The organism is Enterobacter sp. 237C8, assembly GCF_034106865.1.
Classification (GTDB): Bacteria; Pseudomonadota; Gammaproteobacteria; order Enterobacterales; family Enterobacteriaceae; genus Enterobacter; species Enterobacter asburiae_B.
Map to the genome: position 1 here is coordinate 990,808 of NZ_JAWNDF010000001.1, position 15,065 is coordinate 1,005,872.

Annotated in this window: 19 protein-coding genes; 10 read left to right on the plus strand and 9 right to left on the minus strand. The window is 56.2% G+C overall.

The window, feature by feature from the left end; all coding sequences use genetic code 11:
• Positions 1–2: 2 nt before the first annotated feature.
• The 3 genes from sufE to USF70_RS21730 all read left to right on the plus strand — a co-directional run bounded on the left by sufE (position 3) and on the right by USF70_RS21730 (position 1,607).
• Positions 3–419 (plus strand): cysteine desulfuration protein SufE, encoded by a 417-nt coding sequence (gene sufE, locus USF70_RS04840; protein ID WP_028012869.1) that lies wholly within the window; start codon positions 3–5, stop codon positions 417–419.
• Positions 420–516: 97 nt separating this feature from the next.
• Complete coding sequence (gene ldtE / locus USF70_RS04845) at positions 517–1,530, plus strand: L,D-transpeptidase LdtE (RefSeq protein ID WP_213705855.1); 1,014 nt, start codon at positions 517–519, stop codon at positions 1,528–1,530.
• A gap of 32 nt (positions 1,531–1,562) precedes the next feature.
• Positions 1,563–1,607 (plus strand): hypothetical protein, encoded by a 45-nt coding sequence (locus USF70_RS21730; RefSeq protein ID WP_376740201.1) that lies wholly within the window; start codon positions 1,563–1,565, stop codon positions 1,605–1,607.
• On the opposite strand, the gene lpp is transcribed toward USF70_RS21730, so the two are convergent.
• The 4 genes from lpp to USF70_RS04865 all read right to left on the minus strand — a co-directional run bounded on the left by lpp (position 1,591) and on the right by USF70_RS04865 (position 6,463).
• On the minus strand, positions 1,591–1,827 hold the full coding sequence (gene lpp / locus USF70_RS04850; RefSeq protein WP_010430241.1) for a murein lipoprotein Lpp: 237 nt from the start codon (positions 1,825–1,827) through the stop codon (positions 1,591–1,593). The two genes, USF70_RS21730 and lpp, sit on opposite strands and share 17 nt — an antisense overlap.
• 309 nt (positions 1,828–2,136) lie before the next feature.
• On the minus strand, positions 2,137–3,558 hold the full coding sequence (pykF, locus tag USF70_RS04855) for a pyruvate kinase PykF (protein WP_029739779.1): 1,422 nt from the start codon (positions 3,556–3,558) through the stop codon (positions 2,137–2,139).
• Between the two features lie 377 nt (positions 3,559–3,935).
• Positions 3,936–5,081: a trans-sulfuration enzyme family protein gene (locus USF70_RS04860; protein ID WP_045887795.1), complete on the minus strand. Its 1,146-nt coding sequence runs from the start codon at positions 5,079–5,081 to the stop codon at positions 3,936–3,938.
• Between the two features lie 11 nt (positions 5,082–5,092).
• On the minus strand, positions 5,093–6,463 hold the full coding sequence (locus USF70_RS04865; RefSeq protein WP_032657782.1) for a pyridoxal-phosphate dependent enzyme: 1,371 nt from the start codon (positions 6,461–6,463) through the stop codon (positions 5,093–5,095).
• 400 nt (positions 6,464–6,863) lie between these two features.
• On the opposite strand from USF70_RS04865, the gene USF70_RS04870 reads away from it, so the two are divergent.
• The 4 genes from USF70_RS04870 to fumD all read left to right on the plus strand — a co-directional run bounded on the left by USF70_RS04870 (position 6,864) and on the right by fumD (position 9,703).
• Positions 6,864–7,886: a methionine ABC transporter ATP-binding protein gene (locus tag USF70_RS04870; protein ID WP_320735328.1), complete on the plus strand. Its 1,023-nt coding sequence runs from the start codon at positions 6,864–6,866 to the stop codon at positions 7,884–7,886.
• Positions 7,879–8,547 carry a methionine ABC transporter permease gene (locus tag USF70_RS04875; RefSeq protein WP_008500617.1) on the plus strand — a complete coding sequence of 223 codons (669 nt, stop codon included), beginning with the start codon at positions 7,879–7,881 and terminating at the stop codon, positions 8,545–8,547. Before USF70_RS04870 ends, USF70_RS04875 begins: the two co-directional genes overlap by 8 nt.
• Positions 8,548–8,570: 23 nt before the next feature.
• Positions 8,571–9,383 (plus strand): MetQ/NlpA family ABC transporter substrate-binding protein, encoded by an 813-nt coding sequence (locus tag USF70_RS04880; protein WP_008500616.1) that lies wholly within the window; start codon positions 8,571–8,573, stop codon positions 9,381–9,383.
• 110 nt (positions 9,384–9,493) lie between these two features.
• Positions 9,494–9,703, plus strand: a complete 210-nt coding sequence (gene fumD, locus USF70_RS04885; RefSeq protein WP_008500615.1) for a fumarate hydratase FumD — start codon at positions 9,494–9,496, stop codon at positions 9,701–9,703.
• Here the strand turns inward: fumD and USF70_RS04890 are convergent.
• The 4 genes from USF70_RS04890 to USF70_RS04905 are packed head-to-tail and all read right to left on the minus strand — an operon-like array spanning position 9,684 to position 12,778.
• Positions 9,684–10,370 carry an amino acid ABC transporter permease gene (locus tag USF70_RS04890; protein ID WP_032657777.1) on the minus strand — a complete coding sequence of 229 codons (687 nt, stop codon included), beginning with the start codon at positions 10,368–10,370 and terminating at the stop codon, positions 9,684–9,686. The genes fumD and USF70_RS04890 overlap by 20 nt on opposite strands.
• The gene (locus USF70_RS04895; RefSeq protein ID WP_320735329.1) at positions 10,354–11,130 is read right to left on the minus strand and encodes an amino acid ABC transporter permease; all 777 of its coding nucleotides are present in this window, start codon (positions 11,128–11,130) and stop codon (positions 10,354–10,356) included. Before USF70_RS04895 ends, USF70_RS04890 begins: the two co-directional genes overlap by 17 nt.
• Entirely contained in the window at positions 11,130–11,945 is an 816-nt protein-coding gene (locus tag USF70_RS04900) for an amino acid ABC transporter ATP-binding protein (protein ID WP_320735330.1), read from the minus strand. Before USF70_RS04900 ends, USF70_RS04895 begins: the two co-directional genes overlap by 1 nt.
• A gap of 2 nt (positions 11,946–11,947) precedes the next feature.
• The gene (locus USF70_RS04905) at positions 11,948–12,778 is read right to left on the minus strand and encodes an ABC transporter substrate-binding protein (RefSeq protein ID WP_120785284.1); all 831 of its coding nucleotides are present in this window, start codon (positions 12,776–12,778) and stop codon (positions 11,948–11,950) included.
• A 242-nt stretch (positions 12,779–13,020) separates the two neighbouring features.
• On the opposite strand from USF70_RS04905, the gene USF70_RS04910 reads away from it, so the two are divergent.
• Complete coding sequence (locus USF70_RS04910; RefSeq protein ID WP_320735605.1) at positions 13,021–13,191, plus strand: hypothetical protein; 171 nt, start codon at positions 13,021–13,023, stop codon at positions 13,189–13,191.
• Between the two features lie 92 nt (positions 13,192–13,283).
• On the opposite strand, the gene USF70_RS04915 is transcribed toward USF70_RS04910, so the two are convergent.
• Positions 13,284–13,424, minus strand: a complete 141-nt coding sequence (locus USF70_RS04915) for a hypothetical protein (protein WP_003857665.1) — start codon at positions 13,422–13,424, stop codon at positions 13,284–13,286.
• A gap of 125 nt (positions 13,425–13,549) precedes the next feature.
• Between USF70_RS04915 and USF70_RS04920 the strand changes: the two genes are divergently transcribed.
• On the plus strand, positions 13,550–14,332 hold the full coding sequence (locus USF70_RS04920) for an MBL fold metallo-hydrolase (protein ID WP_240608431.1): 783 nt from the start codon (positions 13,550–13,552) through the stop codon (positions 14,330–14,332).
• Between the two features lie 72 nt (positions 14,333–14,404).
• Positions 14,405–15,040 (plus strand): carbonic anhydrase, encoded by a 636-nt coding sequence (locus USF70_RS04925; protein ID WP_023335425.1) that lies wholly within the window; start codon positions 14,405–14,407, stop codon positions 15,038–15,040.
• Positions 15,041–15,065 lie beyond the last annotated feature (25 nt).

Below are 15,065 nucleotides of genomic sequence, written 5' to 3' on the forward strand. Positions count from 1 at the left end.
AGATGGCAGAACTGCCGGACAGAGACAAATTGCTGCGCAACTTTGGGCGTTGCGCAAACTGGGAAGAGAAGTACCTGTATATCATCGAGCTGGGGCAGCGTCTGCCGCCGCTCGGTGAAGAGGCGCATAACCCGGAAAATATTATTCAGGGCTGTCAGAGCCAGGTGTGGATTGTGATGGAACAGTCTGACGACGGCACGATAGCACTGCACGGCGACAGCGATGCGGCCATTGTAAAAGGGCTTATTGCGGTCGTCTTTATTCTTTATCACCGGATGTCGGCGCAGGATATTGTCGCGTTCGATGTCCGCCCGTGGTTTGAAAAAATGGCCCTCACACAACACCTCACCCCGTCTCGTTCCCAGGGGCTGGAAGCGATGATTCGCGCAATCCGCGCCAAAGCTGCAATCCTTAGCTAGACTTACAGAACAGCATTCATTCTGTTTCGCGAGGTGGTTCCCGCCTCGCTGGTTTTTCAGCTTTCTGGCGTCCTGCCAGTGAATAAGGAATCTCAGCATGAAGCGCGCGTCTCTCATAACTCTATTACTCCTCGGTTCGCTCGGCGCACTTAATTCGGCCCGCGCGATGGACTATCCGTTGCCGCCCGCAGGCAGTCGCCTGATTGGGCAAAATCAAACCTACACGATACAGGAAGGGGATAATAAGCTGCAGACCATCGCCCGCCGGTTTAATACCGCGGCGCAGGTGATTCTGGAAACGAACAATACCATTGCGCCGGTAAACCCGGCGCCGGGAACCGTCATTACCATCCCGTCGCAGATGCTGCTGCCGGACACGCCGCGCGAGGGGATTGTGGTGAACCTCGCTGAGCTGCGGCTCTACTACTTCCCGCCAGGAGAAAACATCGTTCAGGTCTTCCCGCTCGGCATCGGACAGCTGGGGCTGGAAACACCGGTCACGACCACGCGCGTAAGCCAGAAAATCCCGAATCCCACCTGGACGCCCACGCCGGGCATCAGAGCCCGCTCTCTGGAGCAGGGAATTAAATTACCGCCGGTGGTACCTGCCGGGCCAAATAACCCGCTGGGACGTTTCGCACTGCGTTTAGGCGTGGGCAACGGGGAATATCTCATCCACGGCACCAGCGCGCCGGACAGCGTTGGCCTGCGCGTCAGCTCCGGCTGTATGCGGATGAACGCCCCGGACATTAAAGCCCTGTTCGAACAGGTGCGGGTTGGCACGCGGGTACAGATTATCAATGAACCCGTGAAGTTCTCCGTGGAGCCGGATGGCAAACGCTATATTGAAGTCCATCGCCCGCTGGCGCAGGCTGAGGGAGAAAACCCGCAGGTCTCGCCCATTACCCATTCCGCAGACTTTGCGACCTTTGTTTCTCAGGCGGGAAGCGATAAGGCTCTGATTGAGAAAGCTCTGTCACGCCGCGCCGGGATCCCGGTTATCGTGTCGTCAGGGAGCGGCCCGTCGGCCAGCAATAGCGTGTTGTCGGTGCAGAACAGTCGGGTGTCCGCTGCGGTAGCGGAAGATGAAGGGGAGAAGGTGACGCAGTAGCCGTTTGACGCAGGAAAAAAAAATGGCGCACAATGTGCGCCATTTTATTAACAGGTACTATTACTTACGGTATTTAGTAGCCTGGTTGTCCAGACGCTGGTTAGCGCGAGCTGCGTCGTCTTTAGCAGCCTGAACGTCGGAACGGATTGCGTTCACGTCGTTGCTCAGCTGGTCAACTTTAGCGTTCAGAGTCTGAACGTCAGAAGACAGCTGATCGATTTTAGCGTTGCTGGAGCAACCAGCCAGCAGAGTAGAACCCAGGATTACCGCGCCCAGTACCAGTTTAGTACGATTCATTATTAATACCCTCTAGATTGAGTTAATCTCCATGTAGCGTTACAAGTATTACACAAAGTTTTTTGGGTTGAGAATATTTTTTTGATGGGAATACACCTATTTTTGATCGTTCGCTCAAAGAAGCATCGAATCGGCCCTTTTTGAGCAAAAATCTATGTAAAAAAAGGCATTTATCATCGGATTCATCTTAGATAATTCGCAATTAAATAGAAAAACCCGATTTGCAATTTGAATGACTTTAGCTAATGCCAGGAATAAAAAAAGCGCCCGGAGGGCGCTTTTTATCAAAATTAATTCGTTCGGGAATTATTACAGCACGTGAACAGATGCGGTATTGGTGGTTCCGCTTGGTACCAGCGCGCCAGAAACCATGACCACAACGTCACCTTTCTGTGCCAGACCACGATCAACCAGCTCCAGAGCCACTTCTTTACCCAGACGGTAGAAATCATCCGTAGACGCGATCTCTTTCACCAGGTGAGGGATCACGCCTTTGCTCAGCACCAGCTGACGAGCCGTGGTTTCGTTGGTGGTCAGTGCCAGGATAGTCGCATCCGGGAAGTATTTACGCACCGCGCGAGCTGATTTACCGCCCTGGGTGGCAACCACGATCAGCGGCGCTTCCAGCTTCTCAGCCGTTTCTACTGCACCGCGGCATACCGCTTCGGTGATGCGCAGCTTGCGGCTGTCGTTGTTGTAGTCCAGACGGCTTTTCATTACGCGGTCGGTACGTTCGCAGATGGTGGCCATGATGGACACAGCTTCCAGCGGATATTTACCTTTTGCGGATTCGCCAGACAGCATAACGGCATCAGTACCGTCGAGGATGGCGTTAGCCACGTCGCCTGCTTCTGCGCGGGTTGGGCGTGGGTTTTTGATCATGGAGTCCAGCATCTGCGTTGCGGTGATAACCACTTTGCGCGCGCGAACGCATTTCTCGATCATCATCTTCTGCGCGAAGATCACTTCTTCAACCGGGATTTCTACGCCCAGGTCGCCACGTGCAACCATGATGCCGTCAGACGCTTCGAGGATTTCGTCGAAGTTGTTCAGGCCTTCCTGGTTTTCAATTTTGGAGATGATCTGGATCTTCTCGCCGCCGTGCGCTTTCAGGTGCTCACGAATTTCAACTACGTCAGAACGCTTACGGATGAAGGAGGCCGCAACAAAGTCAACGCCTTGTTCGCAACCGAAGATCAGGTCCTGTTTGTCTTTTTCGGCCAGTGCTGGCAGTGCGATAGAGACGCCCGGCAGGTTAACGCCTTTGTTTTCGCCCAGGTCGCCGTTGTTCAGCACTTTACAGATAACCTTGTTGCCTTCGATGGCGGTCACTTCCATACCGATCAGACCATCGTCTACCAGCACGGTGTTACCGACGGACAGGTCGTTGGTGAAGCCTTCGTAGGTCACTGCAACGATTTCGCTGTTGCCAACAACGGATTTGTCGGTGGTGAAGGTGAAGGTCTGGCCCGCTTTCAGAGAGACGTCGTTACCGCCTTCCAGTTTGATGGTGCGGATTTCTGGACCTTTGGTATCCAGCAGGATCGCAGCTTTTTTACCGGTCTTGCTCATTACGTTGCGCAAGTTCTGGATACGCTGACCGTGTTCTGCGTAATCACCGTGGGAGAAGTTCAGACGCATCACGTTCATGCCGGCGTCCAGCATTTTGGTCAGCATCTCTTCAGATTCGGTTTTCGGGCCGATAGTACAAACAATTTTCGTCTTTTTCATGACAGTCTTAGTCTTTAAGTTGGGAAGGATATGGAAATCTCGCTCCGGGGGCGCACCGCCGCGGAGTCAAACCTGTGTTGCAAAAGAGTATATGACACGCACTAAGGATAGGAGACATCAAATGAGCGTGCAGAAGAAAGTGTGCCTGAGTGACAGCCCAACGAAGGAGAGGAGAAGTTGTACGTTGTTTTTTGTATTCCAAGCGCTGAAACCATTCACCAGGGATTAGGCGCGCATTATACGCTGATTTTAAGATAAAAGGAAAATGGAAGCGGTGTTTCAGAAATAATCTGTGCAGTTTCACATAATATTGTTATCAAGGCGTTAAGCCATGATGACAACTTATGGCGGCAGGTGATTGACCTGCCGCGTTTTGCTTATTTTTGCAGCGCCTGGCTGAGGTCGGCAATCAGGTCTTTGGGATCTTCAATCCCGACTGACAGACGGATAAGCTGCGGCACAATGCCGTTTGCCAGGCGTTGCTCCAGCGGAATCGAGGCATGCGTCATGCTGTAAGGCTGGCTCACCAGACTTTCCACACCGCCGAGGCTTTCCGCGAGGGTGAACAGCTTCAGGTTGCGAATTACCTCGGTGGCGCGTTGCGCATCGCCTTTTACCACCACGGAAATCATCCCGCCGGGCAGAGCCATCTGCGTGCGGGCAAGCTGATATTGCGGATGCGATTCCAGGCCGGGATAGAACACCTTTTCGACCAGAGGATGCTGCTCCAGCCATTGCGCAATCGCCAGCGCGTTGGTGCTGTGCTTTTCTACCCTCAAAGCAAGCGTGCGAATACCGCGCAGCGTCAGGAAGCTGCTGAACGGATCCAGTACGCCGCCCACCGCGTTTTGCAGATAGCCCAGCTTATCCGCCAGTTCCCTGTTGTCCCCGACAATCGCCAGCCCGGCCACCACGTCAGAGTGGCCGTTCAGGTATTTGGTGGCGGAGTGCACCACGATATCGAAACCCGACTCCAGCGGACGGTGGATCACCGGTGACGCGAAGGTGTTATCCGCCACGCTGATGACGTTATGACGGCGGGCGATCGCCGCAATGGCCGCCAGATCCGCCAGCTTCAGCAGCGGGTTGGTTGGCGTTTCGACCCACACCATGCGGGTATCCGGGCGGATGGCGGCCTCGAGACCGGCTAAGTCGTCCGGTTTAACCCAGCTGACCTGCAGGCCGGTGCTGCGCTTGCGCACGTTTTCAATCAGGCGGTACGTCCCGCCGTAAACGTCATCAATGGCGACAATATGGCTGTCTTTATCCAGCAGTTCGAGCACCGTGGAGATGGCCGCCAGACCGGAGGCGAAGGCGTAGCCGCGCGTGCCGCCTTCCAGTTCGGCGATGGCGGTTTCCAGCGCATGGCGGGTAGGATTGCCGCTGCGGGAATACTCATAGCCGGTATGCTCGCCGGGTGACGGTTGCGCAAACGTTGAGGTGGCGTATATCGGCGGCATGACGGCGCCGTGCTGGTCGTTGAACTCGCCGCTGTGTACGCTGAGGGTGGCCAGGTTTTTCATCATCGATTCCTTTATTGCTGAAGACGGTTGCGCCAGGCGGTCAGAACGTCGCTGCGCGTAATCAGACCGAGAAAACGGTCGTTGTCATTAATCACGGCCACAAGACCGCGGTCGAAGATGGCGTTCAGGGCGCTTTCCGGGGCGTGTTTATCAAGAAACTCCACCTGACGCGTCATGGCTGCCGTCACCGGAAGCGCGAAGCGGTCGCCGTCGCCGCCGATGTGCCGCAGGAGATCCCACTCGTCGATAATGCCCACCACCTTGCCGTTCTCCAGCACCGGCAGCTGGGAGATGTCATACAGGCGCATGCGTGCCAGTACGGTGGAAAGCGTGTCGTCCGGGGCGGCGGTAACGGTGGCGCCTTCATCGTGGCGCAGGGCGATATAGTCGGAGAGATCGCCGGCCTGAGGGCGCGTGATGAGCCCTTGCTGACGCATCCAGTCATCGTTGAACATCTTCGAGAGATACTTATTGCCGCTGTCGCAGGCGAAGGTCACCACGCGCTTCGGCGCGGTCTGCGCCTGGCAATACTTCAGCGCGGCCGCCAGCAGCGTGCCGCTGGAGGAGCCCGCCAGAATGCCTTCCGTTTTCAGCAGATCGCGCGCGGTGGTGAAGGCCTCGCGGTCGGTAATGCGCCAGGCGCGATTCACCCCTTCAATGTGGGCCAGCGGCGGAATAAAGTCTTCGCCAATCCCCTCAACCAGCCAGGAGCCCGCGTCGTGATAGCGTCCGGTTTCCACCTGGTCGGCCAGAACCGATCCTGCCGGGTCTGCCAGGACAAACTCCGTGTGCGGAGAGTGCTCGGCGAACCACGCCTGCAGGCCGCCCAGCGTACCGCCTGAGCCGACGCCCACCACGATGGCGTCGATCCGCCCGTCAAGCTGCTCGTACAGTTCCGGTGCCGTGGTGGTGCGGTGCGCAAGCGGGTTGGCCTCATTATTGAACTGGTCGATGTAAAACGCGCCGGGCAGCTCGTTGGCCAGGCGCTGGGCGTAATCCTGGTAATAGGCGGGGTGGCCCTTGTTAACGTCGGAGCGGGTCAGCACCACCTGGGCACCCAGCGCGCGCAGGTGGAAAATCTTCTCGCGGCTCATTTTGTCCGGCACCACCAGGATCAGCGAGTAGCCTTTCTGGGCGGCAATCAGGGCCAGGCCGAGACCGGTATTCCCCGCCGTCGCCTCAATAATCGTGCCGCCCGGCTGCAGCTGGCCGGTACGCTCCGCTTCGTTAATCATCGACAGCGCAACGCGATCCTTAATAGAGCCGCCCGGATTCTGGTTTTCCAGCTTCAGGAACAGCGAGCAGGGGCCGGTATCAAGCTTGTGCAGCTGGATAAGCGGGGTACGGCCAATCAGTTCGGTGACGGAGTGGTAAATCGTCATGATGTTTTCCTTTCTGGATGTCATGACGGGATGATAGAGCGGCGAAATTTTCGCAATAAAGAACCATTCACTGCTCTTTAGAACAGAAAAGAATATAAATGCCATTTTTGGATGTCAGGACAGCAAGACGTAAAGTTGTCTGGATGTGAGGATGGCTATACCGGCATGAAATGCTGCAAAAATGAGCGTTTTTCGCGGGCATCTGCCAGCAGATATGCATCCGGCAGATAATCATTGCTGAAATTGGTCTAAATGCTTCCCACCCTGTAAATCCGCTGTTTATTTCCGAAAGTTATAACAAATTCTTTTTTGTTCATTTGAAAGCTGATAACGCCTGTTTACTATCGTTTGGACATCCATACTGCTAAACAGCCATGCGCGAAACGGATAAAGAATAAGAATGATCGTACTCAGGAATATTTCGAAGGTTTTTGACAACGGAAAGGTCGCGCTGACTGCCGTTGATAACGTCAATTTGACGATAGAACAGGGACAGATTTACGGAATTATCGGCTACAGCGGAGCCGGGAAAAGCACGCTGATTCGTCTGCTGAACGGCCTGGAAAAACCCAGCGCCGGAAGCGTCACCATTAACGGACAGGATATCTCTGCGGCAAAGGGTGAAGCGCTGCGCCAGGCGCGCCTGAAAATCAGCATGGTGTTCCAGCACTTCAACCTGCTGTGGTCGCGCACGGTGAGCGAGAATATCGCTTTCTCGATGCAAATCGCCGGTGTACCAAAAGCCAACATCAAGGCGCGCGTCGCCGAGCTGGTGGATCTGGTTGGCCTGAAGGGGCGCGAGAATGCCTACCCGTCCCAGCTGAGCGGCGGACAAAAGCAGCGCGTCGGCATTGCGCGCGCTTTGGCTAACAGCCCTGACGTGCTGCTCTGCGATGAAGCCACCTCCGCGCTCGACCCGCAGACCACCGATCAGATCCTCGATCTGCTGCTGGATATTAACCGCCGCTTCAGGCTGACCATCGTGCTGATCACCCACGAGATGCACGTGGTGCGCAAAATCTGCGACCGCGTGGCGGTGATGGAGAACGGTAAAGTGGTGGAAGAGGGTGACGTACTGAGCGTTTTTACCCATTCGCAGCAGCCGATTACGCAGCAGTTTGTCCGCCAGGTGAGCCAGTACGCCGAGGAGGAAACCTTCAATACCGAACTGGCAAACGATCTGGAAGGCACGGTCATCAGGCTGACCTTTACCGGGCACAGCACCCATAAGCCGATCGTGGGTGAACTGACCCTGCGCTACGGCCTGCCGTTTAATATCCTGCACGGGAAAATGACGCAAACCGCCCACGGGGTGTTTGGTCAGCTCTGGGTGCATGTCGTGGCATCCGATGAACAACTGAACAATATCCTCGCCGACCTGCAGCACAGCGATATTGAAGGCGAGGTGATTAAACATGGCTGAGAATCTCTTTCCGCATCTCAAGTGGGATCAGCTCTGGGCGGCGACGCTGGAGACGCTGTACATGACCGCGCTGTCCGGCGTGGCGACGTTTGTGCTGGGCATCGTGCTGGGGCTGGCGCTGTTTTTAACCGCGCGCGGCGGGCTGTTCCACAACCGCACGGTCTACAGCGTGATTTCGATTGTGGTGAACGTGTTCCGCTCTATTCCGTTCATCATTTTGATTGTCCTGCTGATTCCGTTCACCAAGACCGTCGTCGGCACCATTCTTGGCGCCAACGCGGCGCTGCCGGCGCTGATTGTGGGCGCCGCACCGTTCTACGCACGCCTGGTGGAGATCGCCCTGCGTGAAGTGGATAAAGGCGTCATCGAAGCAACGCGCTCGATGGGCGCACGACTGAGCACGTTAGTGTTTCGGGTTTTACTGCCGGAATCATCACCCGCACTGGTATCGGGTATTACGGTGACGCTCATTGCGCTGGTGAGCTACAGCGCAATGGCGGGGGTGATTGGCGCCGGCGGTTTGGGAAATCTGGCTTATCTGGAAGGATTCCAGCGCAACCATGGTGACGTCACGCTGGTGGCAACGGTGACCATTCTGATCATCGTTTTCATTATCCAGTTCTGCGGCGATGTCATTACTTCACTGTTAGATAAACGCTAATAAATACACACAGGAACCACATCATGAAAAAAACACTGACACTGATCGCCGCCGCAACCCTGAGCGCCCTGAGCTTCGCCTCCTGGGCCGACACCCTGACCGTGGGCGCATCCAACACGCCGCACGCCGAAATTCTGGAGCAGGCTAAGCCGATTCTGGCGAAGCAGGGTATCGACCTGGAGATTAAACCGTTCCAGGACTACATTCTGCCGAACACCGCGCTGGCGGGTCATGACATCGACGCGAACTATTTCCAGCACATTCCTTACCTGAACAGCGTGCTTAAGGATCATGCGGGCGATAAAGACTACGATTTCGTCAGTGCGGGCGCGATCCACATTGAGCCAATCGGCATCTACTCCAAAAAATACAAGTCGCTGAAAGACCTGCCGGAAGGCGGCAAGATCATCATGCGTGACGCGGTTTCTGAAGAGGGGCGTATTCTCTCCATCTTCGAGAAAGAGGGCGTGATCAAGCTGAAGCCGGGCATCGATAAAGTGACCGCGCGCATCAGCGACATCGTTGAGAACCCGAAAAAGCTGAAGTTCACGCCGAACGTGGAAGCCTCTCTGCTGCCGCAGATGTACAACAACAACGAAGGCGATGCGGTGGTGATTAACGCCAACTACGCGATTGACGCCGGTCTGGATCCGGTTCACGACCCGATTGCGGTAGAGAGCGGTGAAAACAACCCGTACGCCAACATCATTACCGTGCATCGCGGTGACGAGAAGAAGAAAGATATCGTTGCGCTGGTGAACGTGCTGCACTCGAAAGAGATTCAGGACTGGATCCGCACCAAGTACAAAGGCGCGGTCATCCCAGTAAACAACTAATTTACTGATTTTACAGATGAAGCCCGGCGAGTCTCTCGCCGGGCTTCTTTTTTGTATCCGGCAGGAGAATCATTTAAGCTCAACGTTTAACAGGCAATGGAGTGATGACGATGGGTAACGTGACCAAAGATGAAGCGCTGTATCAGGAGATGTGCCGGGTAGTCGGGAAGGTGGTGCTTGAGATGCGTGATTTAGGGCAGGAGCCAAAGCATATTGTCATTGCCGGAGTCCTGCGTACCGCGCTGGCGAACCAGCGCGTTAAGCGCAGTGAACTGACAACCGAAGCGATGGAAACGGTGGTTAAAGCGCTGGCCGGGTAATGCGCCAGCGTTTCGCAAGCTGCTCGAGAGAGCAGCAGAGCAGGTAGTAGACCACGCCCGTAAAGATAAAAATGGCCGCCGGGTAGATTTGCACCCGGTTGTTGACCTGTCCCGCCACCGTGGTCAGTTCCGGTACGTTCACGATAAACGCCAGCGACGTATCCTTCAGCAGGCTGATAAAAATCCCCACCAGCGACGGCAGAATATTCCTCAGCGCCTGCGGCAGCAGCACGCGCAGGAGGGTTTGCTGCGTGCTGAATCCCTGAGACAGTGCGGCCTCGTACTGTCCGGACGGTAGCGCGTTAAGCCCGGCCAGCACCGAGTGCATCACCGTTGCCGCGGTAAACCAGGCCAGGGCCAGCGTGACGGTCAGCGCTCCCGGCAGATCGCCCCCGGTCATAAGCGGCAGCAGATACCACATCCAGAAAATTACGAAGATGAGCGGGATACCGCGAATCAGCTCTGCCCACAAAAAGAGGGCCTTTCGCACGAGCCCGGTAAAGCGCCAGGCCAGACACGCGAGCACTATCCCACCGGGCAGAGCGATGACGGCGGCCCCGGCCGCCATCATCAACGATAGCAATACGCCCCCCGGTTCACCCGTCGCCGCGCGTCCCCACAGCAGATAGTCGAGGTTATCGGTGATGACGTTAAGTCCGGCAATCATGTTTTTCACTCCCTGTGGTGGCGACGCCTGGGCGTTTACGTTTCGCGTCAGGCCCGATGCGAACCAGCACCATCCCCATGACCAGGCCGGTCAGCAGATAGAGTGCGGTTCCGAGGGTAAACGCCTCCAGCGCGTGCGCGTTATAGCTCTCGATCTGCCTGACCTGATAGGTCAGCTCGGCAAAGCCAATCCCGCTCGCGAGCGAGGAGAGCTTCATCAGATTTAGGTACTGGCCCACGACCGGCTGCCAGGCGTTGGCCAGGCCCTGCGGCAGAAGGATGTAACGAAACAGACGCCACGCGGAGAATCCCTGCGCGAGCGCTGCCTCCCGCTGTCCGGCAGGCACGGAACGTAACCCCGCCTCCACCTCTTCGATTAAAAACGCCGAGGTAAAGACCCCCAGCCCCCAGGCAGAACATAAAAATTCGGGCGTAAACCACCAGACGTCGCCGGGCAGAATTGACCAGCCGTGATCCGCGTTCACCGCGTCGCGGAACGCCTGCGGTAATCCGTTCCAGGCGGCAAAATACCAGAACAGCAGCTGCACCAGCAGCGGCGTATTGCGAAACAGCGACACCCAGCTGCTGACGACCGCGTTCCCGGGGCGTCCGCCGGAAAGGCGCAGGAGCATAAAGAGCAGTGCGAGCAGGCTGGCCAGCAGCATCCCGGCAAGCGTGACCCACAGGGTGGTGAGGAATCCGGAGAGTATCCACTGCAGAGGCTGTCCGGTCAGTACCCCTTGCCAGTCGAGCGCGGGCATTACAGATGCTCCTGATGCAGCGGGTTGAGCACCTTTTGCAGGAACCGCTGCGCGCGCGGATGCGACGGCTGGCTGAAAAATTGTGCCGGCGGCGCGGTTTCCAGAATTTGCCCGCCGTCGATAAAGACAATCCGGTCGGCAATTTCCCGGGCAAACTGCATCTCGTGGGTCACCACGATCATCGTGATCCCACTGTGGGCGAGGGCTTTCATCACGTACAGCACTTCACCAATCATCTCCGGATCCAGCGCGGAGGTGGGTTCATCGAACAGAATGATTTGCGGTGATGAGGCCAGGGCGCGGGCAATCGCGACGCGCTGCTGCTGTCCACCGGAAAGCTCTGCCGGGAAATGGTGGGCTTTTTCCAGCATCCCGACCTTCTCCAGCAGGGCCAGCGCGCGCTCCTGGGCAGGCTGCGGCTTCCAGCCGTGAACGTGCTCCAGCGCCAGGGTAATGTTCTGGCTGGCGGTGAGGTGGGCGTAAAGATTGAACTGCTGGAACACAAACCCCACGCGGCTGCGCAGCTGGCGCAGCCCGGTACCGGAGAGCTTTGCGGTAGGCTTGTTGTCGACCAGAATCTCTCCGCCGCTCAGGGTTTCAAGCTGGTTGATAAGACGAATCAGGGTGGATTTACCGGAACCCGAAGGGCCGAGGATGGCGACCACTTCACCGGGCGTGATGGTGAGGTTAATGTCGTTTAAAACCTGATGGTCACCGTAGCGTTTGTCCACATGACGAAACTCGACGCTGGCCTGTTCCAGATGTGAAAAATCCGCGGCACCGGCCGCGGAGGGTGAAAATAAACCTGAGAGCATAATTATCTGGCTTCTATTTTAAAGGCGCGAGGCTGTGGGGAAGGCGTGTTTGGGCCAAACCAGACATCGTAGATTTTTGCTGCCTGACCGTTCTTCTCGAGATTAATCAGCTCGTCGTTAACGGCCTTCAGCAGCGCCGTTTCACCTTTCTTCACCCCAACGCCAATCTCTTCTTTGCTGAGCAGATCGGGCAGGATTTTAAAGTTCGCTTTATCCGGCGCCTGCGCCAGCAGACCGGCCAGAATGGTGCTGTCCTGGGTGATGGCCTGTACGTTACCGTTGCGCAGCGCCGTCAGCGCCAGCGGAATATCGTCATACGAGAGCACGCGTGACTGCGGGAAACGCTGGTGCAGCGCCTGCTCGCCCGTCGTTCCTTTGACCGCGCCAATACGCGCCCGGCTGTAGTCATCAAGCTTGTCCGGTGATTTAGCCGGCACCAGGAACTGCTGGCCGGTGACAAAGTAAGGCGTCGAGAAATCAATCACCTGTGCGCGTTCCGGGGTGATGGTTATATCCGCCACGATCAGATCGGCTTTTCCGGACTGCAGCAGCGGAATACGGTTAGCCGGATTGGTGGCAACCAGTTCAAGCTTCACGCCGAGCGATTTTGCCAGCGCTTTGGCGAAGTCCACGTCATAACCCACGATCTCGTGCGTTTTGGCATCAATAGAGCCAAACGGCGGGTTGGCGTCAAACGTGGCCACTTTCACCACCCCTGCGGCCTTAATATCCGCCAGCTGATCGGCCTGTGCCTGCGCTGAAAGCAGGCTCCCCGCCGCCAGTAATCCCAGAACCAGTGTCCGTTTGGTAAACCCTTTCATATTTGCTGCCATAGTCATTCGCCATCCCGTTGTTTTTGTTTTACCCCGCTACGCTCCCATAAGCGAAAGCTATCGCCAAATAAGAAATCGTTCTTTGCTATGAGCAAAAAAGCATTAGTGAACAACGTGTTAATGAAGAGTGAAAAGAGCGGGATGCTATTTGCAGATCCTGCACATCAACAGTGGATTTTGGTATTTCCCCCGCGCGGCATTTGAGTGCTTAACTGAGATCAGACACGGCGAGAGAGGGTAAGATGATGAAAAAATGGATCAGCACGTTACGGCGGTTTTTTGCGACCCGACCAGTGAATGCGGAGAACAGCGCGCAACGTGTTCTTGAGCCAATCCTGCCTGTCGCCAGCCTGTATGGCGTCGACGTTGCCAACATTGACCCGGAGTGGTTCCATGATAAAACGTCACGCTGAACTGCGCCGCACGCGCGAAACGTACTGGAACGAGGTGTGCGTGACGTTTAACGAGTGAAATAAAAAAGCACCGGTTTCCCGGTGCTTTTTTATTAGATTTTGCAGGCGTCGCCGCAGTCGTCGTCGGCGACAATCGCCTGCGCTTTTTTGTCTGCATCATCCAGACGTTCGGCATTACGCTCTTCGGCTTCATCCAGACCGTTAAAGACTAAGTTATCGAGATCAATTTCCATGTGGCACCTGCTCTGTTCAGTTTTTGATACTGGCACAGTATAGGGCAAAAAAAGCCAGCAATGTACCTCGCAGCACATAAGGATAATCCCTGCCATACTCAGTGCTTTATCGCTGAGGAGAGCACATGATTACACTCTGTAAAACCTGCGGAACCGCCTACGATGCCCGCCCGGACAGATGCCCGATTTGCGAGGATGAGCGTCAGTACGTGCCCGCCACGGGCCAGGCGTGGACCGATTTCGACACCGTCACCACCACGCATACCAACAAATGGCAGCAGCTGGAGCCGCGGCTGTTTGGGATCAAAACGGTCCCCGCGTTTGCGATCAACCAGCGGGCGCTGCTCCTGCACACGCCCCACGGCAATATCCTCTGGGACTGCATCGCCAACCTCGACCCCGCAACCAAAACGCTCATTACCGCCCTCGGCGGCATCAGCGCGATTGCTATTTCACATCCGCACTATTACACCACGATGCAGGAGTGGGCTGCGGCGTTTGATGCGCCGGTTTACCTGCACGCCAGCGACAGAGAGTGGGTCATGCGCGACAGCCCGGCCATTCATTTCTGGGAGGGGGATGCGCTGGAGATTTTCCCGTCGGTCACCTTGCTGCGTCTGGGCGGGCATTTTGCCGGTGGAACGGTGCTGCACTGGCAGGAGGGGGATGGGGTATTGCTGGTGGGCGATATTCTGCAGGTCACGCCGGGTAAAGACGCCGTCTCGTTTATGTGGAGCTACCCGAATTATCTTCCGCTGCCGGCCCGCGCCGTGGCGTCGGTGGTGAATCATCTCGAAGGCAAAACCTTCGAACGTCTTTACGGCGCGTTTGAAGGGCAGAACATCCCGGCCTTCGCGGACGAGATTGTTCAGCGGTCGGGCCAGAAATATATTGCTTGTCTGAAGTAAACCACGATGGGTAAACTTTACGAGTGTGATCTCGATCATGCCTAAACTAAAACAGATAAAAGAGACATTGCTATGCAACATATCATTGAAGGTTTTCTCAGCTTTCAAAAAGAGATTTTCCCGCAACGTAAAGAACTCTTCCGCAGTTTAGCGTCCAGCCAGAATCCCAAAGCGCTGTTCATCTCATGCTCCGACAGCCGTCTGGTTCCGGAACTGGTCACCCAGCAAGAGCCAGGACAACTCTTTGTCATTCGTAATGCTGGCAACATCGTGCCGCCGTTCGGGCCGGAGCCTGGCGGCGTGTCTGCCACTATCGAATACGCCGTGGTGGCGCTGGGCGTCACGGATATCGTGATTTGCGGTCACTCCAACTGTGGCGCGATGAAGGCGATTGCCGATAACGCGAACCTGGAGCCGATGCCTGCTGTGTCACACTGGCTGCGCTATTCTGACGCGGCGAAAGCCGTGGTTGAGAAGAAAACCTGGGATAAGCCGATCGATAAAGTCAATGCGATGGTGCAGGAGAACGTGTTTGCGCAGCTGAGCAACATTAAGACCCACCCGTCCGTCGCGGTGGGCCTGCGTAATAACTCCATCCGACTGCACGGCTGGGTGTACGACATTGAAAGCGGCAAAATTCTTGCCCTGGATAAAGAGACGAAAACCTTCGTTTCGCTGTCTGAAAACCCGGAAGTCTTCTTCGAGTAATCCGCGACAGCAGGGCATGGAAGCC

What these genes read in the sequence shown, in the direction of transcription:
- USF70_RS04875 (WP_008500617.1), top strand. Translation starts at nt 7,879, where the DNA reads ATGGCTGAGAATCTCTTTCCGCATCTCAAGTGGGATCAGCTCTGGGCG.
- ldtE (WP_213705855.1), top strand. Translation starts at nt 517, where the DNA reads ATGAAGCGCGCGTCTCTCATAACTCTATTACTCCTCGGTTCGCTCGGC.
- USF70_RS04860 (WP_045887795.1), bottom strand. Translation starts at nt 5,081, where the DNA reads ATGAAAAACCTGGCCACCCTCAGCGTACACAGCGGCGAGTTCAACGAC.
- USF70_RS04900 (WP_320735330.1), bottom strand. Translation starts at nt 11,945, where the DNA reads ATGCTCTCAGGTTTATTTTCACCCTCCGCGGCCGGTGCCGCGGATTTT.
- USF70_RS04870 (WP_320735328.1), top strand. Translation starts at nt 6,864, where the DNA reads ATGATCGTACTCAGGAATATTTCGAAGGTTTTTGACAACGGAAAGGTC.
- fumD (WP_008500615.1), top strand. Translation starts at nt 9,494, where the DNA reads ATGGGTAACGTGACCAAAGATGAAGCGCTGTATCAGGAGATGTGCCGG.
- USF70_RS04910 (WP_320735605.1), top strand. Translation starts at nt 13,021, where the DNA reads ATGATGAAAAAATGGATCAGCACGTTACGGCGGTTTTTTGCGACCCGA.
- USF70_RS04925 (WP_023335425.1), top strand. Translation starts at nt 14,405, where the DNA reads ATGCAACATATCATTGAAGGTTTTCTCAGCTTTCAAAAAGAGATTTTC.
- USF70_RS04915 (WP_003857665.1), bottom strand. Translation starts at nt 13,424, where the DNA reads ATGGAAATTGATCTCGATAACTTAGTCTTTAACGGTCTGGATGAAGCC.
- USF70_RS04920 (WP_240608431.1), top strand. Translation starts at nt 13,550, where the DNA reads ATGATTACACTCTGTAAAACCTGCGGAACCGCCTACGATGCCCGCCCG.
- USF70_RS04865 (WP_032657782.1), bottom strand. Translation starts at nt 6,463, where the DNA reads ATGACGATTTACCACTCCGTCACCGAACTGATTGGCCGTACCCCGCTT.
- USF70_RS04880 (WP_008500616.1), top strand. Translation starts at nt 8,571, where the DNA reads ATGAAAAAAACACTGACACTGATCGCCGCCGCAACCCTGAGCGCCCTG.
- USF70_RS04905 (WP_120785284.1), bottom strand. Translation starts at nt 12,778, where the DNA reads ATGGCAGCAAATATGAAAGGGTTTACCAAACGGACACTGGTTCTGGGA.
- USF70_RS04895 (WP_320735329.1), bottom strand. Translation starts at nt 11,130, where the DNA reads ATGCCCGCGCTCGACTGGCAAGGGGTACTGACCGGACAGCCTCTGCAG.
- pykF (WP_029739779.1), bottom strand. Translation starts at nt 3,558, where the DNA reads ATGAAAAAGACGAAAATTGTTTGTACTATCGGCCCGAAAACCGAATCT.
- lpp (WP_010430241.1), bottom strand. Translation starts at nt 1,827, where the DNA reads ATGAATCGTACTAAACTGGTACTGGGCGCGGTAATCCTGGGTTCTACT.
- USF70_RS04890 (WP_032657777.1), bottom strand. Translation starts at nt 10,370, where the DNA reads ATGATTGCCGGACTTAACGTCATCACCGATAACCTCGACTATCTGCTG.
- sufE (WP_028012869.1), top strand. Translation starts at nt 3, where the DNA reads ATGGCAGAACTGCCGGACAGAGACAAATTGCTGCGCAACTTTGGGCGT.